The sequence below is a fragment of the Camelimonas lactis genome, assembly GCF_004342915.1.
In the GTDB taxonomy this organism is placed as follows: domain Bacteria; phylum Pseudomonadota; class Alphaproteobacteria; order Rhizobiales; family Beijerinckiaceae; genus Camelimonas; species Camelimonas lactis.
Genome location: NZ_SLWL01000005.1, coordinates 181,429 through 205,069, shown reverse-complemented (window position 1 = coordinate 205,069; position 23,641 = coordinate 181,429). Strand labels below are relative to the sequence as shown.

The 23,641-nt window shown below is 66.1% G+C and carries 22 protein-coding genes and 1 tRNA gene; 18 read left to right on the top strand and 5 right to left on the bottom strand.

Translation table 11 applies throughout. The features are described from left to right. The first annotated feature begins 34 nt into the window (after positions 1-34). The 8 genes from EV666_RS08265 (at position 35) to EV666_RS08230 (ending at position 9,460) form a co-directional block, all read left to right on the top strand. Positions 35-1,270, top strand: coding sequence for an ABC transporter substrate-binding protein (locus tag EV666_RS08265; protein ID WP_132005906.1), 1,236 nt, complete (start codon positions 35-37; stop codon positions 1,268-1,270). Between the two features lie 272 nt (positions 1,271-1,542). Next, positions 1,543-2,748 (top strand): ABC transporter substrate-binding protein, encoded by a 1,206-nt coding sequence (locus tag EV666_RS08260; protein WP_132005903.1) that lies wholly within the window; start codon positions 1,543-1,545, stop codon positions 2,746-2,748. 353 nt (positions 2,749-3,101) lie between these two features. After that, positions 3,102-4,643 (top strand): acyl-CoA synthetase, encoded by a 1,542-nt coding sequence (locus tag EV666_RS08255; protein WP_132005900.1) that lies wholly within the window; start codon positions 3,102-3,104, stop codon positions 4,641-4,643. 109 nt (positions 4,644-4,752) lie between these two features. Beyond that, positions 4,753-5,541 (top strand): enoyl-CoA hydratase-related protein, encoded by a 789-nt coding sequence (locus EV666_RS08250; protein ID WP_132005897.1) that lies wholly within the window; start codon positions 4,753-4,755, stop codon positions 5,539-5,541. 2 nt (positions 5,542-5,543) lie between these two features. Continuing rightward, the gene (locus EV666_RS08245) at positions 5,544-6,695 is read left to right on the top strand and encodes an iron-containing alcohol dehydrogenase (protein ID WP_165909935.1); all 1,152 of its coding nucleotides are present in this window, start codon (positions 5,544-5,546) and stop codon (positions 6,693-6,695) included. Between the two features lie 36 nt (positions 6,696-6,731). Next, positions 6,732-7,487: an SDR family NAD(P)-dependent oxidoreductase gene (locus tag EV666_RS08240; protein WP_165909934.1), complete on the top strand. Its 756-nt coding sequence runs from the start codon at positions 6,732-6,734 to the stop codon at positions 7,485-7,487. A gap of 106 nt (positions 7,488-7,593) precedes the next feature. Next, positions 7,594-8,451 carry an MBL fold metallo-hydrolase gene (locus tag EV666_RS08235; RefSeq protein ID WP_132005888.1) on the top strand — a complete coding sequence of 286 codons (858 nt, stop codon included), beginning with the start codon at positions 7,594-7,596 and terminating at the stop codon, positions 8,449-8,451. A 220-nt stretch (positions 8,452-8,671) separates the two neighbouring features. Beyond that, positions 8,672-9,460, top strand: a complete 789-nt coding sequence (locus EV666_RS08230; protein WP_132005885.1) for a hypothetical protein — start codon at positions 8,672-8,674, stop codon at positions 9,458-9,460. 377 nt (positions 9,461-9,837) lie between these two features. Here EV666_RS08230 and EV666_RS08225 read toward each other — a convergent pair whose 3' ends face one another. Both EV666_RS08225 and EV666_RS08220 read right to left on the bottom strand, forming a co-directional pair. After that, positions 9,838-10,299 carry a hypothetical protein gene (locus EV666_RS08225; RefSeq protein ID WP_132005882.1) on the bottom strand — a complete coding sequence of 154 codons (462 nt, stop codon included), beginning with the start codon at positions 10,297-10,299 and terminating at the stop codon, positions 9,838-9,840. A 352-nt stretch (positions 10,300-10,651) separates the two neighbouring features. After that, the gene (locus EV666_RS08220) at positions 10,652-11,458 is read right to left on the bottom strand and encodes a potassium channel family protein (RefSeq protein ID WP_132005878.1); all 807 of its coding nucleotides are present in this window, start codon (positions 11,456-11,458) and stop codon (positions 10,652-10,654) included. A gap of 421 nt (positions 11,459-11,879) precedes the next feature. Here EV666_RS08220 and EV666_RS08215 point away from each other — a divergent pair, with 421 nt between their 5' ends. Continuing rightward, positions 11,880-12,164, top strand: a complete 285-nt coding sequence (locus tag EV666_RS08215) for a hypothetical protein (protein WP_132005875.1) — start codon at positions 11,880-11,882, stop codon at positions 12,162-12,164. 23 nt (positions 12,165-12,187) lie between these two features. Then, positions 12,188-12,316, top strand: a complete 129-nt coding sequence (locus EV666_RS18770; RefSeq protein ID WP_280990830.1) for a hypothetical protein — start codon at positions 12,188-12,190, stop codon at positions 12,314-12,316. A gap of 253 nt (positions 12,317-12,569) precedes the next feature. Here EV666_RS18770 and EV666_RS08210 read toward each other — a convergent pair. After that, a tRNA-Leu gene (locus EV666_RS08210) sits at positions 12,570-12,655 on the bottom strand. Positions 12,656-12,937: 282 nt separating this feature from the next. Between EV666_RS08210 and lipB the strand changes: the two genes are divergently transcribed. Both lipB and EV666_RS08200 read left to right on the top strand, forming a co-directional pair. After that, positions 12,938-13,702, top strand: a complete 765-nt coding sequence (gene lipB, locus EV666_RS08205; RefSeq protein WP_132005872.1) for a lipoyl(octanoyl) transferase LipB — start codon at positions 12,938-12,940, stop codon at positions 13,700-13,702. A 101-nt stretch (positions 13,703-13,803) separates the two neighbouring features. Beyond that, complete coding sequence (locus tag EV666_RS08200) at positions 13,804-15,411, top strand: carboxyl transferase domain-containing protein (RefSeq protein WP_207906361.1); 1,608 nt, start codon at positions 13,804-13,806, stop codon at positions 15,409-15,411. A gap of 235 nt (positions 15,412-15,646) precedes the next feature. Here EV666_RS08200 and EV666_RS08195 read toward each other — a convergent pair whose 3' ends face one another. After that, positions 15,647-16,420 (bottom strand): FkbM family methyltransferase, encoded by a 774-nt coding sequence (locus EV666_RS08195; RefSeq protein WP_245514304.1) that lies wholly within the window; start codon positions 16,418-16,420, stop codon positions 15,647-15,649. 465 nt (positions 16,421-16,885) lie between these two features. Here EV666_RS08195 and map point away from each other — a divergent pair, with 465 nt between their 5' ends. Both map and radC read left to right on the top strand, forming a co-directional pair. Further along, complete coding sequence (map, locus tag EV666_RS08190) at positions 16,886-17,692, top strand: type I methionyl aminopeptidase (protein WP_280990829.1); 807 nt, start codon at positions 16,886-16,888, stop codon at positions 17,690-17,692. Between the two features lie 328 nt (positions 17,693-18,020). Then, positions 18,021-18,734, top strand: a complete 714-nt coding sequence (radC, locus tag EV666_RS08185) for a RadC family protein (protein ID WP_132005862.1) — start codon at positions 18,021-18,023, stop codon at positions 18,732-18,734. A gap of 43 nt (positions 18,735-18,777) precedes the next feature. On the opposite strand, the gene EV666_RS08180 is transcribed toward radC, so the two are convergent. After that, complete coding sequence (locus EV666_RS08180) at positions 18,778-19,380, bottom strand: exopolysaccharide biosynthesis protein (protein WP_132005859.1); 603 nt, start codon at positions 19,378-19,380, stop codon at positions 18,778-18,780. 417 nt (positions 19,381-19,797) lie between these two features. On the opposite strand from EV666_RS08180, the gene EV666_RS08175 reads away from it, so the two are divergent. The 4 genes from EV666_RS08175 to EV666_RS08160 all read left to right on the top strand — a co-directional run bounded on the left by EV666_RS08175 (position 19,798) and on the right by EV666_RS08160 (position 23,556). Continuing rightward, positions 19,798-20,208 carry a CidA/LrgA family protein gene (locus EV666_RS08175; RefSeq protein ID WP_132005856.1) on the top strand — a complete coding sequence of 137 codons (411 nt, stop codon included), beginning with the start codon at positions 19,798-19,800 and terminating at the stop codon, positions 20,206-20,208. Next, on the top strand, positions 20,205-20,951 hold the full coding sequence (locus EV666_RS08170) for an LrgB family protein (protein WP_132005853.1): 747 nt from the start codon (positions 20,205-20,207) through the stop codon (positions 20,949-20,951). The genes EV666_RS08175 and EV666_RS08170 overlap by 4 nt, the downstream gene beginning before the upstream one ends. Before the next feature lie 89 nt (positions 20,952-21,040). Further along, entirely contained in the window at positions 21,041-23,050 is a 2,010-nt protein-coding gene (locus EV666_RS08165; RefSeq protein WP_132005850.1) for an acetyl-CoA carboxylase biotin carboxylase subunit, read from the top strand. A 74-nt stretch (positions 23,051-23,124) separates the two neighbouring features. After that, positions 23,125-23,556 carry a DUF1489 family protein gene (locus EV666_RS08160; RefSeq protein ID WP_132005847.1) on the top strand — a complete coding sequence of 144 codons (432 nt, stop codon included), beginning with the start codon at positions 23,125-23,127 and terminating at the stop codon, positions 23,554-23,556. The last annotated feature ends 85 nt before the right edge of the window (positions 23,557-23,641 follow it).

Here is a 23,641-nt window from a genome sequence, read left to right as displayed (position 1 = left end):
ACAACGCCTGACTGCAAGAAAGGGAACGAACGGGATGAAGCGCATAGCCCTGCTCGCGGCGCTGGCCGCCGTAGCCATGACAGCGTCGCCGCTGCTCGCCGCTGAAAAGCAACCTCCGAAGCAATCGGAAAAACAGTACGACCAGGGCGCCACCGACACCGAGATCAAGATCGGCCAGACGCTGCCGTGGAGTGGCCCGGCCTCGGCCTACAGCGTGGAAGGCATGGTCCAGCGCGCCTATTTCGACCGGACGAACCGGCAGGGCGGCGTCAATGGCCGCAAGATCAACTTCATCTCGCTTGACGACGCCTACAGCCCGCCAAAAACCGTCGAGCAGACGCGCAAGCTGGTGGAGCAGGAGGGCGTGCTCGCCATGTTCGCGGCGATCGGCACGGCCCCCAATATCGCGGTGCACAAATACCTCAACAACAAGAAAGTGCCGCAGATCCTGATCCTGACCGGCGCCTCACGCTGGAACGATCCAAAGAACTTCCCGTGGACGATGGCGTTCTATCCGCTCTACGACATGGAGGGGATGATCTTCGCGCGTCACGCGCTGCAGGCATGGCCCAATGGCAAGATCGCCATTCTGTCCCAGAACGATGACGCGGGGCGCGATTATGTGCGCGGCTTCAAGGAAGGGCTGGGCGACAAGGGCAAGGCCATGGTGGTGGCCGAAGCAACCTATGAGGTCACCGACCCCACCGTCGATTCCCAGATCGTCAAGCTGAAGAACTCCGGCGCGGACGTCTTCTTCCTGATGGCGACGCCGAAATTCGGCGCCCAGGCGCTGAAGAAGGCCCATGAGGTGGCGTGGAAACCGAAGACCCTGCTCGTCTCCGTCGCCTCGTCGATCGGCGGCGTGCTCAAGCCGGCGGGACTTGAGGCCTCGCAGGGCGTCATCACCACGGCCACCTTCAAGACGGCGCTTGATCCGGCCTGGGACAATGCGCCGGACATGAAGGAGTACATTGCCTTCATGAAAGAGTCGGGCCTGGAAAAATACATCACCGACCGCTCTGCCTCGCTGGGTTATGTGTCGGCGGCCCTGATGGAGCGCATCCTGCAACGCTGCGGCGATAACCTGACCCGGGCCAATATCATGAAGCAGGTCAGCAGCCTGCATGACAGCGATCTGCCGCTGCTGCTGCCCGGCGTCACGGTGAAAACCACGCCGGACAATCTCAGCCCCTTCGGCGCCATGCGCCTGCAGCGCTTTGAGGGCGAAGGCTGGGTGCTGTTCGGCGAGGCCATCTCGGCGCAGCACTGACGGCAGCTGTGCGGGTGGGCGTGGCGCATTGCCAACGCGCCGCGCCCATGCGGCGCAACGGGCATCAGGACGCGGCGACAGCGTCGCGATCCGGGCGTCGCCATTCACGGAACGAAGGCGCAAAAAGCGCCCGGGCGCGGGAAACGCGTCATGCAATCGGAGCCGGCTCCGCCGCCTGGCGACCGAAGCAGGCTCCGGACGACCCGCGAGACGGCGCCCATGCGCCGGGCAGAGCGGGCGGCAATCAATAAAACATGGGAGGATATCCGGGTATGTGGAAACGGTCAGTGTTGTTGGCGGGGGTGCTGGCGGCCGGAATAGCCGGTTCGGCCGGCGCGGCGGACAAGAAATATGGGCCGGGGGCTTCGGACAGCGAGATCCTTATCGGTCAGACCATGCCTTACAGCGGCCCTGCCTCGGCTTATGGCGTGCAGGGCATGGTGCAGCAGGCCTATTTCCGTAAGGTCAATGAAAAGGGCGGGATCAACGGCCGCAAGATCAGGCTGATTTCCCTTGATGACCATTACAGTCCGCCGAAAACCGTCGAACAGACGCGCAAGCTCGTGGAGAGCGAGCACGTGCTTTTCATCTACGGAAATGTTGGAACGCCGAGCAATACCGCCGTTCACAAATATCTCAACGCCAGGAAGGTGCCGCAAATCCTGATTTCCACTGGCGCGCGCAAGTGGAATGACCTGAAGAATTTTCCATGGACCATGGCGTTCTATCCGTCATACGACATGGAGGCGCATATCTTCGCCCGCCATATCCTGAAAACGAAGCCGGATGCGAAGATCGCCATTCTCTACCAGAATGACGACTTCGGTCGCGACTATCTCGCCGGCTTCCGCGACGGGCTGGGCGACCGGCTCAAGGACATGGTCGTGGCCGAGGCCAGCTACGAGATCGCCGACGCCACCGTCGACTCGCAGATCGTCAAGCTGAAGGCCTCCGGCGCCGATACGCTGTTCACCATCACCACGCCGAAGTTCGGGGCCCAGACCATCCGCAAGGTGCATGAGCTGGACTGGAAGCCGATGCACGTGATCGTTTCGGTCTCCGCGTCGATCGGCGGGGTGCTGCGTCACGCGGGGCTCGACAAATCGAAGGGCCTGATCACGGCGATCGCCTACAAGACCCCCCATGATCCCCTGTGGGACAACGCCGCCGACATGAAGGAATTCATTGCCTTCATGGAGGGGGCGGGCCTGCGCGAGCGCGTTATCGAGGGCAGCGCCATCATCGGCTATATCTCCGCCGTGCAGTTGCATCGCCTGCTTGAACGCGCCGGGGACGATCTCACCCGTGAGAACATCATGAAACTGGCGACCAGCATCGACGAGCCGTCGCTGCCGATGTTGCTGCCAGGCGTCGCCGTCAAAACGACTCCCGGGGACGTCAATGCTTTCCGTTCCCTGCGGTTGCAGACGTTCAACGGGCAAAGCTGGGTGTTGCAGGACGATCTCGTCGGTCGCTGAGCTGGCGGCGTCGGGCGGGGCCATGGCGCAGGGCATGGCGCGTGGACTGCAGGGGCGCAGGGGGAGGGGCAGGGCGAGGCAGAGGCGGCTGGCAATGCCTGTTCTTCCCCGCATCGAAGGGCAATCCTGGACACGGCGGACCGTTCCCGCGCGGGCCCCCGCGCAGGAATTTCGCGCGGGGGTATCCCCAGGCCCGCGCATGGCTGCGTTTGTTGGCAGTTGATCTGATCATCGCTTTGCTGTCCCTTGTCATGAACTAAAGACCAGGCCGCGCCAGACCCGTGATGGGCTGGCCGGCGCGGCGGCAACGGGTGGCGACGGCGGACCTCTGCGCTGGCCACGGGAGGAACAGGATGGGTCAGATCATCAGCGGCGATCGCCGCATCACGACCGAAGCGCTGATGGAACGGGCGGCGCGGGCGGCGTCCGGCCTGCGCGAACTGGGCGTTGGTCGCGGCGACACGGTCGCGGTTTACCTGCGCAACGACTTCGCATTTTTTGAAGCCAGCTTCGCCGCCGGCATGGTCGGGGCCTATTCGGTGCCGGTCAACTGGCACTATACGGAGAGCGAAGCCCGCTACCTGTTCGAGAACAGCGAGGCCCGGGCCATCGTCATTCACGCCGACCTGTTGGACGGCGTGCGCAAGGCCTTCCCGAAGGATGTGCCGGTGTTCGTGGTGGAGACGCCGCCCGAAATCCGGGCCGCCTACGGCGTTTCCGACGAAAAGGGCCGTATCCCGGAAGGCATGGTCAACTGGTCGTCCTGGCTGGAAAAATACGCGCCGCTGGCCGATCCGCCCCAGGATACGCCCGGTTCGATGATTTACACCTCTGGCACCACCGGCAATCCCAAGGGCGTGCGCCGGGCCCAGCCGACGCCTGAACAGGCGGCGATGACCCAGGTCATCCTGTCGCGCGCCTTCGGCTTCTATGGCGAAACCGACCTGAACGATCTGGTCACCGTGGTGACCGGGCCGATGTATCATTCGGCCCCCAACGCTTATGGCTCCATCCTCGCCCGCCTTGGCGCCAACGTCATCCTGCAGCCGCGCTATGACAGCGAGGAGTTGCTGCAACTGATTGAGAAGCACCGCATCACCCACATCCATATGGTGCCGATCATGTTCAACCGGCTGCTGCGCCTGCCGGACGAGGTGAAGAACAGATATGACCTGTCGTCGCTGCGCTTCATCGTGCACGCCGCCGCCCCGGTGTCGCCGCCGATCAAGCGGCAGATGATCGAATGGTGGGGGCCGGTCATCAACGAATATTACGGATCGACGGAAACCGGCAGCGTCACCTTCTGCACCAGCGAGGACTGGCTGCGCTATCCAGGCACGGTCGGCCGCGCTTTCCCGGAATCGACGGTGAAAATCCTCGACGCCGATGGCAATGAACTGCCGCCCGGCGAAATTGGCGACGTGGGGGCCCGCACCTTTGGCCTGGCCGATTTCACCTACCAGCTCGATGACGCCAAACGCGCCAGTTCCGAGCGCAGCCGGCTGATCCTGCCTGGCGACGTCGGCTACATGAACGAGGAAGGCTTCCTGTTCCTGTGCGATCGCGCCAAGGACATGATCATCTCCGGCGGCGTCAACATCTATCCGGCCGAGATCGAGGCGGCGCTGCACCGCATGCCCGGCGTCGCCGACTGCGCGGTGTTTGGCGTTCCGGATGACGAATACGGCGAGGCGGTGATGGCGGTGGTGCAGCCGCAGCCAGGCGTTGACCTGACGGCGCAGGAGGTCCGCGCGTGGTTGCGCGGCGAGATCGCCGGCTACAAGGCGCCGAAGCAGGTGGAGTTCCTCGCCGACCTGCCGCGCGAGGACAGCGGCAAGATCTTCAAGCGCAAGCTGCGCGAGCCCTACTGGGCCGGCGCCGGCCGCCAGATCTGAGCGTCACTATCCAGTTCAGGCGGGCGCTGTCCGCCTGAATCCATACGAACAAAAGACAGGGCGATGGCCCGTGACGGGCGTTGTTCTGCGACAACGGAGGAAGCAGCTCGTGTCAGACACCGCCCAGCCAGCCGTCACGGTTGAAAAAGCCGGCGACCATATCGCCCTTGTCACCATCAACCGCCCCGAGGCGCGCAACGCCGTCAACGGGGCCGTCGCCCAGGGGCTGGAAAAGGCGGTGCGCGACACCGAGGCGGATGATGACATCTGGGTCGTGATCCTCACCGGCGCCGGCGAGCAGGCGTTCTGCGCCGGCGCCGACCTCAAGGAGGTTTCCGCCGGGCGCCGCGGCGGCATCGCCACGGAAGCTGGCGGCTTCGGCGGCTTCGTCCACATGCCGCGCAACAAGGTGTGGATCGCCGCCGTCAATGGTTTCGCCCTGGCCGGCGGTCTGGAAATCATGCTGCGCTGCGACATGTCCGTGGCCTCCGAGCGCGCCGCCTTCGGCCTGCCGGAAGTGATGCGCGGTCTTGTCGCCCTGGCCGGCGGCATCTATCGCCTGCCGCGCGCCATTCCCCGCAATATCGCTATGGAGCTGATCGCCACCGGCGGCCGGCTCGACGCGAAGCGCGCCGGCGAGTTCGGCCTGGTCAACCGCGTGGTTCCGCACGAGAAACTGATTGAGGAGGCAAAGGCGCTGGCGGCGACGATCTGCGCCAACGCGCCGCTCGCCGTGCGCGAGAGCCTCGCCGTGGCCCGGCAGGCCTATGACCTTAACGACGCCGAGCTGCGCAAGCTCAGCGAGGAGGCCGGGGCGCGCAACGCCCGGACAGAGGATTACAAGGAAGGGCCGCTGGCCTTCGTGGAAAAGCGGGCGCCGCGCTGGAAGGGGCGCTGACCGTGCGCGCGGGAGCCTACCGTTTTCCCGTCGCCGACGGCATTGTCTTTGGCGTTCCATGGCGGGAAGCGCTGGCCGCAGAAGTGCGGCGCGGCGGGTTCTCACGCGTTTTCGCCCTGGTCAGCGGCAGCCTGGCCCGGGCGCAGGATCTCGAGGCGGGGTTGCGCGCGGCGCTGGGGGAAACCTTCGTCGCCATGCATTCCGGCATTGGCGCGCATTCGCCGCGCGCCGACGTGGCCGCGGCCGCCCGCCGGGCCCGTGAAGTGGGGGCTGACGTCGTCGTGGCGATCGGCGGCGGCTCGGTGATCGACGCCGCCAAGGTGATGCAGCTTTGCCTGGCGGCTGGCGTGTTCGCGGCGGAAGGCTTCGACGCCATCGTCGGCGGCGGCAAGCCGGTGCATCAGCAGGCCCTCAAGACGCGGGTCATCGCCTTGCCGAGCACGCTCTCGGGGGCAGAGTTCACCGCTTTCGCCGGCGTCACCGACACGGCGCGGCGGCGCAAGGAGATGTACCAGCACCGGCAGATGACGCCGTTGACGGTTATTCTCGATCCGGCCCTGACCCGCGACACCCCCGCCGAACTGTGGCTTTCCACCGGGGTGCGCGCTGTCGACCATGCGGTGGAAGACCTGTGCTCCATCAATAGCCAGCCGCTGGCGGACGCCGCCTCGGTGCGGGCGCTGGGGCTGCTGGGCCGCGCCCTGCCGGCGACGCGACGTGATCCCGATGATCTTTCCGCGCGCCTCGACGCCATGATTGGCGTCTGGCTGTCGATGGTGGGCAGCCAGGGCGGGGTGGAAAAGGGCGTCAGCCACGCCATCGGCCATGTGCTTGGCGGAACCTTCGGGGTTTCCCATGGGGTCACCTCCTGCATCACCCTGCCGCACGCCATGCGCTGGAATGCGCCGGCCATCACCGGACGGCTGCCGGAGATCGCCGCGGCGCTGGGGCGCCCGGGCGAAGACGCCGCGGATGCGGTGGCGAAGCTGATCCACGGGCTTGGCCTGCCCCATACCCTGGGCGCCGTTGGCGTGACGCGCGACCAGGGGCCGTTGCTGGCGGAGCTGACCATGCAGGATCGCTGGACCGGGACCAACCCGCGCAAGGTCAATGGCCCGCAAGATATTCTCGACATTCTGAAAGACGCCTGGTGAGAGCGTCACGCCAATAAGGATACAGGGAGAAACATCGTGAAGCGTTTTGAAGGCAAGGTCGCGGTCATCACTGGCGCGGCGTCGGGCATTGGCCGCGCCACGGCGCAACTGTTCGCCAGCGAGGGCGCCCAGGTGCTGGCGGTGGACCGGCCGGAATCGGAGATTGGTTCGGCCCACGCTGGCCACGCCAATATCGTGACGCTGGCCAAAAGCGTCGCCGATGCGGATGCGCCGGAGGCAATGCTGGAAAAGGTCCAGGAGACTTTCGGCGGCGTCGATATCCTGTTCAACAACGCCGGCGTCAGCGGCCGCTCCCTGGCGGAAGAAACCACCGATGATGAGTGGCACCGCCAGATGAGCGTCAATGTCACGGCGCAATTCCGGGCGTCGCGGACGTTCGTTCCGGCGTTGCGCGAGCGGGCGCAGCAGAAGGGGCGGGCGCGCATCATCAATACGGCGTCGGTGATGGCGTTTGACACGGACATCGGTCTCACCGCCTACACCGCCTCCAAGCACGCGGTGGCCGGACTGACCAAAACCCTGGCGCTGGAGTTGGGCAAATTCCGCATCACCGCCAACTATCTGATGCCCGGCGCCATCCATACCGGCATGACCGGCGCCTCCTTCGCCAATCCGGAGATCGCCGCCATCTGGGCGAAGAAGGCGGCGCTGCGCCGCCTTGGCCAGCCGGAAGACATGGCCCGGGCCGTGTTCCTGCTGGCATCTGACGAAGCTGATTTCATCACCGGCCACGGCCTGGTCGCCGACGGCGGCCTGACCCTGCGCACCTGAAGTCATCACGCCGGCGGCCCTGGTCCGCCGGATTTTGCCCAATGCGACGGCGACGCCCGGAATTCACGGGCGTCGCGACAAACAGAAGCGGACAAGGATCGGCGCCATGGCGGAATTCAGGGTTGGCGACATATCGGTGACGCGGGTGGTGGAGCTGGCGGCCACCGGCGGCAGCAAGTTCATTCTCCCCCAGGCGACGCCGGAGGACGTCAGCAGGATCGGCTGGTTGCAGCCGCATTTCGCTGATGAACGGGGGCGCCTGAAAATCGCCGTGCAGACCTTTGTCATCCAGACGCCGGACGCACGCATTCTCGTCGACACCGGCCTCGGCGCCCACAAGCAGGGCCGGAAAGTTCCACACTGGAACAACCGCGCCGATCCGTTCCTCGACATGCTCGCCGACGCCGGGGCGCCGGCCGACACGGTGGATCTGGTCATCAACACCCACCTGCATGTCGACCACGTGGGCTGGAACACAGTGCTGGAAGGCGACCAGTGGGTCCCGGCGTTCCGCAAGGCGCGGTACGTCATGGGCCGCGACGACTTCAACTACTGGCGCGACCAGCAGGAAGACGCCGAGCATCGGGCGGTGTTCGATGATTCCGTGGCCCCCATCGCCGCCGCCGGCCTGGCCGATCTGGTGGGCGATGGCGACGAAATCGCTCCTGGCGTTTCGGTGGTGGCGACGCCAGGCCACAGCATCGGCCACATGAGTATTCTGCTGCGCTCGAAGGGTGAAGAGCTGCTGCTGGGCGGCGACGTGATGCACCACCCCTGCCAGATCGCCCGGCCGGAATGGTCGTCCACGGCGGATTATGACCAAAACCAGTCGGCGCAAACGCGCAAGGCGCTGTTCGACCGGCTGGCCGACGCCGGCACGCCGCTGCTCGGCGGCCATTTCACCGGCGCCGGCCGGGGCCGCGTTCGCCGTGACGGCGCCAGCTTCCGCCTGGATATCATGTGACGCGCGCAGGCTCGTTCCAGCTGAAGAACATCCCGCGTAAACGCATCCCGGCGCCGCCTGATCAGACCGGCGTTTGGGGATTGCGGGCTCGAGGGACGTCTGGTCATATCCAGCGCATCGCCGCGCCTGCCCAGGCGTGGCGCAGCCGTTATTTCACTCAGGGCCTTCACGTTGGGGCTTTTACAGGAACCAGGCGGATAGCCGGTTCAGGGAGCGGATCATGATCTGGGCGTCACACGTTGGTCTATCTGGCGCGCCCCGCTTCCGCCGCGTCGGCCTCAGGCGGGCGGTTTTTGCCATCGCCATGGTCACCGGCGGAGCCGCCAGCGCAGCCGAGGCGTGTGTTGACCTGCCGGATCTGGCGACCGCCGGGCCGCTGACGACGGCGCTGGTGCGCCAGGGCGTCGCCAAAAGCCATTTCTACAAGGGAGCGCCCACGGACAAGGCGTCGGCATGCCCCGGCTTCTCGGACAAATGCTGGGAAAAGGCCTATGTGGTTGCCGGCGACCGTATGATCGTCTCGGGTTCTGTCGGGGATTTCGTCTGCGCCCATTTCGTCGCGCCGCGCAAACGCGGCAAGGAAACCTTCAACGAAATCGTGCGCGCGGGCTGGCTGACCAGCGCCGATCTGGCGCCGGAGCCGGCGGCGAAGCCGCCAGCCTGGACCGGTGACTGGACGCGGGTGGAAGCCGCCATCGCCATCCGGGCCGGCCGCCAGCCGGGCATGCTCACGATCAAGGGCGATGCGACCTTTGGCTCGCTGGATCCAGACCGGGTGAAGCGGGGGGCGGTCAATATGGGAGAAATCGCCGGCGAGGCGAAGCCCCTCGACGGTGAGTTGTCTTTCGCCATGGGAGACAAGGGCGCCATTCCGGTCACGAAGGCAGATGAAACGGATTGCAAGGTGTGGATGCGCCGGGTCGGCCCGTGGTTGCTCGTGGAGGACAACCGCCAGTGTGGCGGGGCCAATGTCTCGTTCAGCGGTCTTTATACCAGGCAGGCAAGGTAACCTGAGACCCAAAGCCGGAACCCGGCAAGCGGCGACTGTTGGCTGGCGGCGGAGCCCCGGGCCTTCGTAGGGATCAGGCCAGACACGTCGCCCCTGGCGCGCTGGCCGGGCAGCGCTTAGCGCGCCCATGGGACGCCGGCAGCGCCCTGTCGCGCGCCCGTAGGAAGATTGTGAAGCGCGCGGACAGGGCCTGCCCTGAAGCTCCCGGTGGGGCGCGATCAAGTGGCTGCCCTGGGGCGAGAGCCAGCGTTGGCGCCGTCGGCGGGCCCCGGCGACGCTGATTTTCTCCTGGGAGCACGCGGATACCCGGTTCAACAGCCGGATCCCACGGGCGCCAGCGAAGCAGGCGGCGCGAGGCTCCCGCAGACGTCGGCCGGTTATAATTTGTCGGCCGTTTTGGGGGCGCTTTGCATCTGGCTGGCGCGATAACGGTTGGCCATATCGGCCATGTAGGCGTCGGCCATGCGGCAGGCTTCAGGCGAGGGGTTGCGGGTCAGCAGCCATGCCTCGTCCCAGCATTTGCCGCGATCGTCCGGGCTAACGGCGATTTCCGCGTCGTGCACCTGCCGCCGCGCTTCCAGCCGGGCCCCCGGATTGCGCAAAAATGCGGCGCATTCATCGTTCAGATGCCAATAAGTATAAAGTTGCAGCAATCGGGCGTGGCGCAGCTCAATTGCCTGGCGGCGGCTTTCGATGCCGCCCTTCCTCAGACTTTGCAGGATTTGTTCAACGGTTAATTTGGGGCCAGTTTCTGCGGCGGCTGCGCCAGACATCGCAATGACGCCGGCGAGCGCGATCAGCGTGTTTCTCATGGAATGTAATCCCCCAGCGAAATACACCGGCAATTCCCTATGAAATCACCCGGCCAGGCGACCCGCCGCACTCCAAAGCGAAGAGCAGAAAGCCGGCCTGAGCCGGTGGAAAAGCCGTATTGAAAAAGCTGACTGGAACGGGATGTTTTTGCAAGCGTATGGGATCGACCATACCGTCAATGCATACCAAAGACTGAAGAATGAATGCCCCGCGGCTAACCCATCCTTGCCCCAACCAGCGGACCCGTGGGGCCCGCAATATGGTTGGCGCGGCCGAGGGCCCGAACGCGAAAAATTTTCTTATACCAATGATAACTATTGATATTTTCACGAACCTGTCAGGACAATGTGTGAAAGTCCCGTGTGGAGGGCAGGGGCCTTAGTCACCTTCATCCGGTATCTTGAGGATCTGACCGCAGGCTTTGCAATGCACGGCGTCGGGATCGTGACGCTGAAGTCCGCACCGCGGACAGGGGAAATAGACCTTTTGTGGTCGAAAAATTGCCTGCGCCAGCCGCACGAAAAGCGAAATGCCGACAAGCATGGTGACAATAGCGGTAAGCTTTCCGGCGCTGCCAGGTAGCACAATGTCACCAAACCCCGTCGTGGTGACGGTTGCGACTGTGAAATAGAGAGCATCTACATATCCGGCGATGCCAGAATTATTGCGGAAAAAGAACGTATAGACGAACCCGGTAACCACCAGCAGAAAAGTCAGGAGATTAATGACGGCATGGCTTGCATCTCGCCATTCGCGAACCGCGCTACGTGGGAAACGCCGCCAAAGGGTTCCACTTCGGGATAGTGACCACAGCCGCAGAATGCGCAGGAATCCCAGATTGGCGAGGGTCTCCGGAAAAAGCAGGGTGACGAGAATGAACAGATCGACCCAGGACGTGGGTTGGCGCAGCAATCGGATCGGATCGTTGGCGGCGAGCATCCGCGCCCCCAGATCGGCGGCAACGATGGCCGCCACCGTGTAGTCCAGCCAGAGAAAGGACGACGTTCCCCTCAGGACTGGCGTGGCTATGAAGAAGGCAACGATCATGAGATCGACGACAATGACACCAACCTGGAAACGGAACGCTGTCGGCGTCGAGCCGTGATAGAGCTTCCGGAGCGTGTCGCGGGACCGGGACAGCGGTGAGCCTCCCTCAGGCGTCGTCTGCTTCCTGCTGGCTACCATTGCACCACGCACAACATCTGGCGCCCTTTCCATTCCGTTCCCGCAGCATCGTCGTGCGGGTGTTGGTGTCGGCGGAATTAGATTTGTTGCTCCAGCCCATTCTACGCTCCGATGCCCGCCCCAGTCTCAACCTACTTCGGGTTTCAGGCGTGGCTATCCTGAAGTTGCCACACACACCTCCGGCCTTCTGTCCCATACGTAAGCCAGCCCAGTTTCCCGGAGGAGAGGCCGGGACGTAACGTTTCGCCATATCGGCAGGGGCAAGAACTGAGAGGCAGGACTTACGCTGTTCACTGAGTTGTTTAGTGCAGGTAAGGAGACAACGACTAGACTTTATGTCTAGCCCGCCCGTTCTCTTTGATCCGGTGGGCGCGAGGCGGCGCGACCGTGGGCCTGTATCCGCCAATGAAGGGCATGCACCATGGAACAGCTTCTGATTAACCTGGTCGCGGGCGCGGTGGGGGGTAACGCCACAGGCAAGGCGTCGCCTGCATTCGACATGGGCGTAATCGGCAACACGATTGCGGGCCTCGTCGGCGGCGGCATTCTCGGTCAACTGGTTCCGCTGGTGCTGCCAGCCGTTCAGGCCTCCTTTGCCAGTGGCAATTTCAGCATCGGCAGCGTCGTGACCAACATCATCTCAGGCGGCGCTGGCGGTGCGATCCTGACGGCGATTGTCGGGGCCATCAAAAACAGGATGACCTGACGAAGGGGCGGCGGGAGATGGACGTGGCGGGCTTCCAAATGGTGCTGACGCGTTCCCCCGGTGGCCTTGCGGTCTGGTTCCACGAGACACTTATCGGCCAGTACAGCTGGAGCCCCTTGGTGGACCCGGATGTTCTGCTGCAAAAAATCTGAAACGGCATACTTCCCGCGACAGACCGCCGTTTCCCTTCCCGGTGGGAGAGTTACCCTCGTGCGCGGCTGGACGCGGCATAATCCGGGTCAGAAGGAATGTGGGGCAGGCGGGCTTGCTTGACCGCTTCGAGGGCCTCTGTGTCCTTGAAAGGACTAGCCATGGGCAAAGCCATGTGTGTGCCCCCCGTGTGAGCGTGGGGACGTCGTAAGTTCTTGTTATCAGGAAGATTATTTGCAGCCAATCACTTGGGATTGGTGCGGTCGAGAGGACTCGAACCTCCACCCCGTTTCCAGGACTAGCACCTCAAGCTAGCGCGTCTACCATTCCGCCACGACCGCTCGTGATCAACGCTCCAGGCTGTTTCTGGATCATCCTGAGGAGGGATGATCGTCTGCGAAAGCAGCCGTCCGCTGTCGATGAAGGGGCGTGTAACAGATGGTTCAGGCGGCGACAAGGGGCGGTTGTGAACAAGTCAGACATAGCTGTGAGTTGCGCTCCGTCGGCCATGGCGAGCGCCTTGCTGGCGGCTCCGCGCTTGCATTCGCGGGCCTCAAGGCAGACATCAGGACCCGGTGCCCCCGGCTGTTGGCTGGAAGCATCGGGCACGGGAGATGCGCCGGATGGGCGAGGCGAAGAACATTTTTTCGGAAACAGGCGTTGGGCAGGCGCAGGGCGTCGCTGAAACTGACACCCATGGTTTTCAGGCGGGCGCCGGCGCTCCGCCGGTGGAATGGCTGGTGAGCGATGGTCTCGTCGCTTACGAAGACGCGGTCGCGTTCATGGAGGACCGTGTGGCGCGCATCGCGGCTGGCGAGGCGCGCGAGCTGGCCTGGCTGGTGGAGCATCCGCCGCTGTACACCGCCGGAACCTCGGCAAAGGCGGAAGACCTGGTGGCGCCAGGTCGTTTTCCAGTGTTCGAAACCGGGCGGGGCGGGCAGTTCACCTACCATGGCCCTGGCCAGCGCGTCGTCTATGTCATGCTGGACCTGAAGCGGCGGCGGCCGGACGTGCGGGCGTTCGTCTGCGCCCTGGAGGCGTGGCTGATCGGAACGCTGGCCAGCTTCAACATCACTGGCGAGCGGCGACAGGGACGCGTCGGCGTCTGGGTGCGACGGCCGGAAAAGGCGCCGCTGCCGGACGGGACGATGCGTGAGGACAAGGTGGCGGCTATTGGCATCCGCCTGCGCCGCTGGGTGTCGTTCCATGGCGTCAGCCTGAACGTCGAGCCGGAACTGGAGCATTTCTCCGGCATTGTGCCGTGCGGCGTGCAGGGCCATGGCGTCGCCAGCCTGGTGGAGCTTGGCATTCCCGTGACCATGCCGGAGGTGGATCACGTGCTGCGCCAGCAGTTCGAAAGCGTTTTCGGGCCGACAATGCGCGCCTGAACCAGCGGGCGTTGCGCCCGCTGGGCTCCTCCAACCAAAATCGCACTTGAATTCTGCGCGATACGCGTCAGTACTGACCCGGGTGAGACGGGAGGATGCGCGTGCCGATTTTAGAAACTGCGATCAGCCGGGAGAGCGAGGACTTTCGCGCCAACGCCGCGGCCTGGGAGGTTCTGCGCGCCGAATTGCAGGCCAAACGCGACGCGGTGTTCGCTGGTGGGCCGGAAAAGGCGCGGGCGCGGCATGTGGGGCGCGGCAAGCTGCTGCCGCGCGAGCGGGTCGCGGGACTTCTGGATGCGGGCGCGCCGTTTCTTGAAATCGGCGCGCTGGCGGCGGACGGGATGTATGGCGAGGCCATTCATGGCGCCGGGCTGATCGCTGGCGTTGGCCGGGTCAGCGGCCGTGACGTGATGATCGTCTGCAACGATTCCACCATCAAGGGCGGCACTTACTACCCGATGACGGTGAAGAAGCACCTGCGCGCCCAGGAGATCGCCGCCGAAAACCGGCTGCCGTGCATCTATCTGGTCGATTCCGGCGGCGCCAACCTGCCGCACCAGACCGAGGTGTTTCCGGATCGCGAGCACTTCGGGCGCATTTTCTTCAATCAGGCCAACATGTCGGCCCAGGGCATCCCGCAGATCGCCGTGGTGATGGGCTCCTGCACGGCCGGCGGCGCCTATGTGCCGGCCATGTCCGATGAAACCATCATCGTGCGTCGCCAGGGCACCATCTTCCTCGGCGGCCCGCCGCTGGTGAAGGCGGCGACAGGCGAAGTGGTGTCGGCCGAGGATCTGGGCGGCGCCGATGTGCACGCGCGCCTCTCCGGCGTCGCCGACCATTATGCGGTGGACGACAACCACGCGCTGGAAATCGCCCGCCGCATCGTCGGCACGCTGAACAGCGCCAAGCGGCCGGACATCGATCTCATCGCGCCGGTCGCGCCGCTTTATGACGCCGCCGATCTGGAGGGCCTCGTTCCGACCGACCTGAAGAAGCAGTACGACGTGCGCGAGGTCATCGCCCGCCTGGTCGACGGTTCGGAATTCGACGAGTTCAAGAAGCTGTACGGAACCACGCTGGTCACCGGCTTTGCCCGCATCCACGGCATGCCCGTGGGCATCATCGGCAACAATGGCATCCTGTTCTCGGAAAGCGCGCTGAAGGGGGCGCACTTCATCGAGTTGTGCTGCCAGCGGCGGATTCCGCTGCTGTTCCTGCAGAATATCTCCGGTTTCATGGTGGGCCGCCAGTATGAGGCGGGCGGCATCGCCCGCGACGGCGCCAAGCTGGTCACGGCCGTGGCGTCGGCGCGCGTGCCCAAGATCACCCTGGTGATCGGCGGCTCGTTTGGCGCCGGCAATTACGGCATGTGCGGCCGGGCCTATTCGCCGCGCTTCATGTTCACCTGGCCGTCCAGCCGCATCTCGGTGATGGGCGGCGAGCAGGCGGCCAGCGTGCTCGCCACGGTCAAGCGCGACAACTTCGACGCCGAAGGCAAGGTATGGTCGCCGGAAGACGAGGAGGCGTTCCGCGCGCCGATCCGCGCCCAGTACGAGGTGGAGGGCAACCCCTATTACGCCACCGCCCGCCTGTGGGACGACGGGGTGATCCTGCCTTCGGAAACCCGCGACGTGTTGGGGCTGGCGTTCTCGGCCTGTCTGAACGCGCCGGTCCCCGAGACGAAGTTCGGCGTCTTCCGCATGTGACCGGCGCCGGGGCGTGGACGCGGATTTCAACCGCCCGTCATGCCCGCATTATGGCGGGCGCCTGCGGGCAGTCGCGCTCCAGACGCCGGCAGGGCCTGTTTCGTGGATGGCCGGGAGAGGCCCGGCCATGATGCGATCGGCGGGCAGGGCGCCGCGCGCGTCGGACGCCTTGCGGCTGGGTGAGCGCGCCGCTGGTGGCGGCGTCAGCGCCGTTTCCTGAAAAGCCGGGAAAGCCTCAGTCCGGGTCGCGCTCGAAAACGAAATTCAGCCGTGTGCGCAGGGCCTGGCGATAGCCGCGCTGCTTCACCAGGGCCGGCAGGTCGATCTGCCAGCGATCCGAGCCGTCTTCCATGATCAGCAGGCGCGGCAGCAAATTGTCGGGGGCCGCGCGCAGGAACGGCTCCAGAATGATGTCCTCGGCGCCTTCCACGTCCAGCTTCATGGCGTCGACATGGTCAAAGCCTTCGTCGACCAGCAATTGCAGCAGCGGCACGGCGGAGACGCGGATGTTTTTCGCGGCGCTGGAAGCCAGCACCTTCAGGCTCGATTCGCCGCTGTTGTCCGGGTCGAGAAACAGGGTCAGCTCGCCGGTCTTGTCGGCGACGGCGCAGGCGATGGCCTTCACGGTTGGCCACGGGCACTGGCGGATGTTGAAGGTGAGACGCTCAAAAATATCCGGTTGCGGCTCAACGGCGAGAATGCGGGCGTCGGGACCGGCCAGCGCCGCGACGTGAACCGAGTAGGCGCCGATGTTGGCGCCGATGTCGATGAAGCTGAAGCCGCGGCCGGCGCCGCGCGCGCCGCTCACGTGTCGATCGAGAATCGCCAGTTCCTGGGGGTCAAAGAACTGCGGCGTGAACAGCACCTTCTTCTCGCAGACATTGCGATAAGGGTAGAGCCGCATGCGGGCGCCCAGGGCCTCCACGTCCACCGGCGCGCCTTTCAGCGAGCGGATGGCGAGCTTGCGCAGGGCCAGGGCGACGCGGCGCCCGGCCCAGGTTTCCGGCATCTTGCGGGTGACGCCGAGCACGGCGCGGGTCAGGCGGCCGGGCGCAAAGGCGCCGAAGCCGCCGTCGGGCGGGCTGTCAGCGCCGGCTTGCAGGGTGGCTGTTGGCCGGGTGGTCTCGGTCATGGTCGCAACCGCTTCAATTGTGGCTCGCGGCCGGGGCTGGCCAGCGCGCAGCGTCCGGGCGTCTTGGGGCGACGTCAGTCGGCTCGCTCATGGACATGCCTCTCATAAAAAGTTGGAGCCTTTTCCGGCGCCGCCGCCGGAAAAGGCTCCAACATTCATCCGTAAGGCGCGAAAGCGCCGCCGGACGGGACGAGCCATGGTGCATACACTGCTCCGCCATGGCGTGCAAAATATGGTCGGCGGCCCGGGTGGTAAAAACACTGGCCCGATCTGTGGCTTGACGCGCCGCGCGGGGGGGTGCATCCGGGGCGTGTCGGGAATGAAAACAGAGAGGGCGCGCTGGTGGCCAGGCGGCGTACGGAACAGATCAGACTGCACGAACCCGCTGACTTCGAGGGCATGCGCAAGGCTGGCCGGCTCGCGGCGGAAATTCTCGACATGCTGGTGGGACGGGTCAATCCCGGCGTCACCACCCTGCAAATTGACGACTGGGTGCGCACGTTCGGCCTGGAGCGTGGCGGCTATCCGGCGCAGCTCAACTACCGGGGCTTTGGCTTCTCCTGCTGCACGTCGATCAATCACGTGGTCTGCCATGGCATGCCCGGCGACAAGCCGCTGCGCGAGGGCGATATCGTCAATATCGACGTGACGGTGATCGTTGACGGCTGGCACGGGGACAGCAGCCGCATGTATGCGGTGGGCGCCATTCCGCGCAAGGCGGCGCGGCTGATCGATGTGACCTATGAGTGTCTGCAGCGTGGCCTGGCGGCCGTGAAGCCCGGCGCGACCACCGGCGACATTGGCGCCGCCATCCAGGAATACGCGGAGAGCGAGCGCTGCTCCGTGGTGACGGATTTTTGTGGTCACGGCCTTGGCCAGGTGTTCCACGACAATCCGTCGATCCTGCACTTCGGCCGGCGCGGCGAAGGTCCCGAGCTGAAGCCGGGCATGTTTTTCACCATCGAGCCGATGATCAACCTGGGCAAGCCGGCGGTGAAGGTGCTTTCGGACGGTTGGACGGCGGTGACACGCGACCGGTCCCTGTCGGCGCAGTTCGAGCACTCGGTCGGCGTGACCGAAAATGGCGTGGAAATTTTCACCAAATCTCCGGCAGGACTGGATAGGCCGCCGGTTATATTGGGAAAGTAACCGCAAGATATCAGGCTGGCGGACCGGCTTGATTCACTGGCGCGCATCTGGCGCGCCGGCGCTTTATCTTGTGATGGCGCCGGTGGTTTGGACGCGCCGGCCCAACGGACTGGCGTTCGGGCTCTGGTCCGCAGGGGCGTGAAGAGGCGGCGCGGGGGCATCGCCGCTTCACGGGCTGTCTGGCGGAGCTATCCCGCGCTACGTGACGGTCCCTGACATGGCGGCGGCCTGTCAGCGCCGTTCAGGTTGCGGCGCCCGCCCGTATGGGCTGGCGGCTTTGGCGCAACGGCAGACCCGTGCGTCCGGGGCGCATTGTGTGGGGGCCGGGATGTCCGCGAAACACGCCGGTGTTGATCCGCCGCATCATTATGGTCATCGCGACCGGCTGCGCGCGCGCTTTCGCGATGGCGGCGCCGACGCCCTGCCGGATTATGAACTGCTCGAACTGCTGCTGTTCCGCTCCATTCCCCGGCGGGACGTGAAGCCGCTGGCCAAGGCGCTGGTGGCGCGCTTTGGTTCGTTCGCCGAGGTGATCGCCGCGCCGCCCCGGTTGCTGACAGAGGTGGAGGGCGTTTCCGAAGCGGTCGCGCTCGACCTGAAGATCGTGGCGGCGGCCGGCGGCCGCCTGGCGCGCGGCGCGGTGGTGAAGCGGCCTGTGCTGGCTTCCTGGTCCCAGGTGCTGGAGTATTGCCGGACGGTGATGGCTTTCGCCGAGCGCGAGCATTTTCGCGTGCTGTTTCTTGACAAGCGTAACGCCGTCATCGCCGACGAGGAGCAGCAACGCGGCACTGTCGACCATACGCCGGTGTATCCGCGAGAGGTGGTGCGCCGGGCGCTGGAGCTGTCGGCCTCCGCCATCATTCTCGTCCACAATCACCCCTCGGGCGATCCTTCGCCGTCATCGGCCGATATCCGCATGACGCGGGAAATCATGCGCGTCGCCACGCCGCTGGGCGTTACCGTGCACGACCACATTATCGTTGGGCGCAATGGCCACGCCAGCATGCGCGGCCTGCGCCTGCTGGAGCCGGACGCGGCCTGATGTCCATGGGTGCGTGAGTTGCGGCCCGCCGGGGCGCCAGGCCTCAGAAGCCGAACAGCGACGCCAGGCCACCGACAATCGCCACGACGAAGCTGAGACTGAGGGCAATGCCGATGGCGCCGAAGGTGATGCCGCTAACGGCCATCACCCCGTCGCGCTCCACCAGGCCGAGGCCGACGAGGCAGGCGGCGAAGCCGAGCGGAATCTGGCCGATGAACGGCGGAGCCACCAGCAGGCCGGCGGCGATCAAGAACAGCAGCACGCCGGTGATGCGCATGCCCCATGGCTTGTTGAAGAAGGCCAGCCGCATGCGCGAGATGCGCTCCAGCCGGTAAACCGCCGGCAGGGCGCGGGCGATGGCGCGGGCCACGTCGGCGCGGGCCACGGTCTTGCGCAACAGCGCCGGGGGCAGCCAGGGCGTGTTCATGCCGATGGCGATCTGCACGGCGACGAAGCCGAGCAGCAGGCCGGAAATCAGCGGGATTGGCGGCGGCATGGGCAGGCAATTGGGCAGCCCAAGAACGACCACCAGCAGGGCGAACGCCTGCTGGCGGAGCGAATCGACAATCTCGCCCACGGACACACGCTCGCTGGAGCCTCCGGCGAGCGCGATCAGGACGTCGGAGGTGCGTTGCCTGGTGTCCAAGGGTTCTGCCGAAGGGTTGTCGATCTGAAGCAGCTGTTTAGCCTACATAAGGACTCTGGCCAACGGGGGCGACGTTGGCTGGTCGTTATTGCCGCATGAGCGGTCGCCCGATAAGGCCATATCTCCTGATCATGTCCCGCGAGAATCCGGCGCAATCATGTCGGATGGGCGGCCCGGGCGGCAGGCGCATTTCCCCTGTCCGCTCAGTTCGCGGCGGACGACAGGCGCCTGGAGGGTGTTTGCGCGCTTTCACCGGCGCGAGGCGCTATACATCCCCGGGGTTGGCGGGCGAGTCGCTGGCCCGCCGACGGATTGTTGCGGGTCGGCGCAGCCTGTCGGAAGCGCGCCGGGATTTTCAGGTGAGCATGTTCCGTAGCGATCTTCCTCCAGTCTCGCTGGAAACGCCATGGTGACGCGATGACAGGTTATCTGCCCGGATTGCTGGCGCTGTTGCTCTGCCAACTGGCGGGCGAAGCGCTGTCGCGCCTGTTGCGGGCGCCGCTTCCTGGCGCCGTGCTGGGTCTGCTGCTGATGACCGCGATCCTTCTCACCCTGCGCGGCCGCACGCCCAAAAGCCTGGTGCACGCCAGCCGCTCGCTGATTGGCGTGCTGTCGCTGCTGTTCGTGCCCGCGGGCGTTGGCGTGATCAGTCTTGGCAAGGTGGTGGCGGGCCAGACTACGGCGATGGTCGTGGCCCTGCTCGTCTCGGTGGTGATCACCCTCGCGGCGACAGCGGGCGCGTTCGTGGCCACCAGCCGCTGGCAGGAGCGGCGCCGCGCCGCAACAGGGCGCCCGGCGGCCGGGCGCGGCGGCGAGGACGCGGCATGACCGGGCCTGACCTCTACCAGACCCTGCTCCAGAATCTGGCCGCGTTGCTGGCCTGGTCGGAGCAGGCGCCGCTGGCGTGGATCGCCCTGACCCTCGGCGCGTTCGTCGTCGCCACATGGATCGCGCGCAGGAGCGGCAATCATCCCCTCGCCAATACGGTGATGATCTCGGTGGCGCTGGTCAGCGCCGCGCTCTGGCTGACGGGCGCGCGCTATGAGGATTACTTTCGCGGGGCGCAGTTCATCCATTTCCTGCTTGGGCCGGCGACGGTGGCCCTGGCGATCCCGCTGGTCGAGAACATGGCGCTGGTGAAGCGGGCGCTGCTGCCCATCGTCGTGGCGCTTGTTGTGGGAGCCCTGACCGCGATGACAACGGCCGTGGGCTTTGCATGGGCGCTGGGCGGCTCGCCGCTGCTGCTGGCCTCGCTGGCGCCGAAATCAGTGACGGCGCCGATCGCCATGAGCGTGGGCGAGATCATCGGCGGCCTGCCGGCGCTGGCGATGGTGGCGACGATCTCCACGGGGATTCTTGGCGCGATGATCGGCCGGCCGCTATTCGACGCCATGAAAATTCGCGATCCGGCGGCGCGGGGTTTCGCCATGGGGCTCGCGGCGCACGGCATCGGCACGGCGCGGGCTTTCCAGGCCAGCGAGGTGGCCGGCGCCTTCGCCAGCGTCGGCATGGCGCTGAACGGCATGCTGACGGCGCTGTTGCTGCCGGCTCTGGCGGCGTTGCTGCGCTGAACGGGCCCGACGAAAGCCAGGCTTGCCCTGCTCCGGTACGCTGGCGTACTGTTCGCCGGCTTCGGGAGGAAGCGGCAGGAGGCAGCAGCGTGTTCGACAGCGTATTGATCGCCAACCGGGGTGAAATCGCCTGCCGCGTGGCCCGCAGCGCCCGGGCGCTCGGCATGCGGGTGATCGCCGTGCACTCGGAGGCGGATCGCGACGCGCCGTTCGTTCGCCAGGCGGATGAGGCGATCTGCATTGGCCCCGCCGCCGCCGCCGAAAGCTACCTGCGCATTGACCGGATTATCGCGGCGGCGCAACGTAGCGGCGCCCGGTGCATCCATCCCGGTTACGGCTTCCTCTCCGAACGGCCGGACTTCGCCGACGCCTGCGCCGCCGCCGGCGTCGTCCTGGTGGGGCCGCCGGCCGCCGCCATGCGGGCCATGGGCCTGAAGGACGCCGCCAAGGCGCTGGCGCAGAAGGCCGGCGTGCCGGTGGTTCCCGGCTATCATGGCGACAACCAGGATCCCGCCTTTCTGAAACAGCAGGCCGACGCCATCGGTTATCCGGTGCTCATCAAGGCGGTGTCCGGCGGCGGCGGCAAGGGCATGCGCCGGGTCGACGCGGCGGAGGATTTTCTCGCGGCGCTTGAGAGCGCCCAACGCGAGGGCGCCAGTTCGTTCGGTGATCCGCGGGTGCTGGTCGAGAAATACGTGCTGTCGCCGCGTCACATCGAAATCCAGATATTCGCCGACAGTCATGGCAATGTCGTCCACCTGTTCGAGCGCGACTGCTCGCTGCAGCGCCGCCACCAGAAGGTGATCGAGGAAGCGCCGGCGCCGGGCATGACCGACGCCATGCGCGCCGCTATGGGCAAGGCCGCCGTCGACGCCGCCCGGGCCGTTGGTTACGTCGGCGCCGGCACCGTGGAATTCATCGCCGACGGACGCGACGGCCTGCGGCCAGACCGCTTCTGGTTCATGGAAATGAACACCCGCTTGCAGGTGGAGCACCCGGTCACCGAGGCGATCACCGGGCTCGATCTGGTGCGGTTGCAGTTCGAGGTGGCGGCCGGCGGCCGGCTGCCGTTCGTTCAGGATGACCTCAGGATCGACGGTCACGCGGTGGAGGCCCGGCTCTATGCCGAGGACCCGGAGCGTGGCTTCCTGCCGTCCACCGGCCACATCTGGCTGCTCGACCTGCCGCAGGGCGAGGGCGTGCGCGTCGATTCCGGCGTCGCGGCCGGCGGCGAGGTGTCGTCCTGGTACGATCCGATGATCGCCAAGATCATCGCCCATGGCCCGACCCGCGCGGTGGCGCTGGACCGGCTGGCCCGGGCGTTGGGCGAAACCCGCGTCGCCGGGCCGCGCGCCAACGCCGCCTTTCTCAAGCGGCTGGTCGAGGCGGCGGATTTTCGGGCCGGCGCTTTCGACACCGGCTTCATCGACGCTCATATGGAAGAGCTTGGCGTGCTGCCGGCCGGCTCGCCGCCGCCCGCGCCGGACGCCGCCGCCGTGGCCGCCGGCGTGCTGGCGCTGCAATTGCGGGCGGGCGCCGCGCCGGCTGGCGCGGCAGGCTGGCCCGACCCCTGGTCATCGCTGCAACAGGGGCGCCCGGCATTCCAGCTCCTCGGCGCCCGCACGGTGCGACGACAGATCACCGCCGATGGCGAGAAGGTCGTGGCGGATGTGCGCTGGGACGGGACAGGGCTTGCCGTAACGGTGGATGGCGCCGGGGTCCGGGCGGCGGACGCGAAGGTCACCGACGGCGTGGTGAGTTTCGCCGACGGAGCTGTCGCCGTGCGCGCGGGGGGCAGCCAGCTGGTGGTGAGCCATGGGCGACAGGTGACGGTTGCGCCGTTCGATCCGTTCACCGTCGATCTCGATCATGTGGGCGATGCGGGCGGCGTGGTGAAATCGCCGATGCACGGCAAGATCATCGCCGTGCTGGTGGAGCCCGGCGCCGAGGTGACCAAAGGGCAACGCCTCGCCGTGGTCGAGGCGATGAAGATGGAGCACCCTTTGACAGCGCCGAAGGCCGGCGTCATAGCGGAGGTGCGCGCCAGCGTCGGCCAGCAGGTGGCGGAAGGCGCGACGGTAATCATGCTGGCGGAGTGAGCCCGGCGCCGGGCCTTCAGCGCCGGGCCTGGAGCCGGAGCCCGCGCAACGGCGGCTCCGGCATGGCGGAATGGATGTCTCTCAATCTGATCAAACTGTGCGTCGGCTGCGATTCAATCCAGGACCTGGAAAGCTGGATCGCCGCCAACGCCGACGCCGCCCGCAGCGGCGGCTTCGCCTATGAACAGGTCGCCACCACGCGCATGATGCCGAAGCGGCGCGGCGAGATGGACGGCGGCTCGCTCTACTGGGTGATCAAGGGCCAGATCGCCTGCCGCCAGCGTATCCTCGACCTGCGCCCGTTCACCGACGGCGACGGCGTGGGTCGCGTCCACATTGTGCTCGACCAGACGGTGGTGGCTGTGAAGCCGCGTCGTCACCGGGCCTTCCAGGGCTGGCGCTATCTGGAGGCGAAGGACGCGCCGGAGGACCTGGCAGGCGCCGCCGACACGGGTGACATGCCCGAGGCGATGAAGCGCGAACTGGCGGACCTGGGGCTGCTGTAGGGCTATCGCCAGGGGCGCTCGCCCCGGGGCCCGGGCCGCGTCCGATGAAGGCGATCACCGGACGCCGGCGCGGGGTCGATCCATC

Bases quoted from the DNA above. Each gene is read 5' to 3' on its own strand.
- EV666_RS08265 (WP_132005906.1), top strand. From the start codon at position 35: ATGAAGCGCATAGCCCTGCTCGCGGCGCTGGCCGCCGTAGCCATGACA.
- EV666_RS08260 (WP_132005903.1), top strand. From the start codon at position 1,543: ATGTGGAAACGGTCAGTGTTGTTGGCGGGGGTGCTGGCGGCCGGAATA.
- EV666_RS08255 (WP_132005900.1), top strand. From the start codon at position 3,102: ATGGGTCAGATCATCAGCGGCGATCGCCGCATCACGACCGAAGCGCTG.
- EV666_RS08235 (WP_132005888.1), top strand. From the start codon at position 7,594: ATGGCGGAATTCAGGGTTGGCGACATATCGGTGACGCGGGTGGTGGAG.
- EV666_RS08230 (WP_132005885.1), top strand. From the start codon at position 8,672: ATGATCTGGGCGTCACACGTTGGTCTATCTGGCGCGCCCCGCTTCCGC.
- EV666_RS08220 (WP_132005878.1), bottom strand. From the start codon at position 11,458: ATGGTAGCCAGCAGGAAGCAGACGACGCCTGAGGGAGGCTCACCGCTG.
- EV666_RS08215 (WP_132005875.1), top strand. From the start codon at position 11,880: ATGGAACAGCTTCTGATTAACCTGGTCGCGGGCGCGGTGGGGGGTAAC.
- lipB (WP_132005872.1), top strand. From the start codon at position 12,938: ATGGGCGAGGCGAAGAACATTTTTTCGGAAACAGGCGTTGGGCAGGCG.
- EV666_RS08195 (WP_245514304.1), bottom strand. From the start codon at position 16,420: ATGCCGGAAACCTGGGCCGGGCGCCGCGTCGCCCTGGCCCTGCGCAAG.
- radC (WP_132005862.1), top strand. From the start codon at position 18,021: ATGTCCGCGAAACACGCCGGTGTTGATCCGCCGCATCATTATGGTCAT.
- EV666_RS08175 (WP_132005856.1), top strand. From the start codon at position 19,798: ATGACAGGTTATCTGCCCGGATTGCTGGCGCTGTTGCTCTGCCAACTG.
- EV666_RS08170 (WP_132005853.1), top strand. From the start codon at position 20,205: ATGACCGGGCCTGACCTCTACCAGACCCTGCTCCAGAATCTGGCCGCG.
- EV666_RS08160 (WP_132005847.1), top strand. From the start codon at position 23,125: ATGTCTCTCAATCTGATCAAACTGTGCGTCGGCTGCGATTCAATCCAG.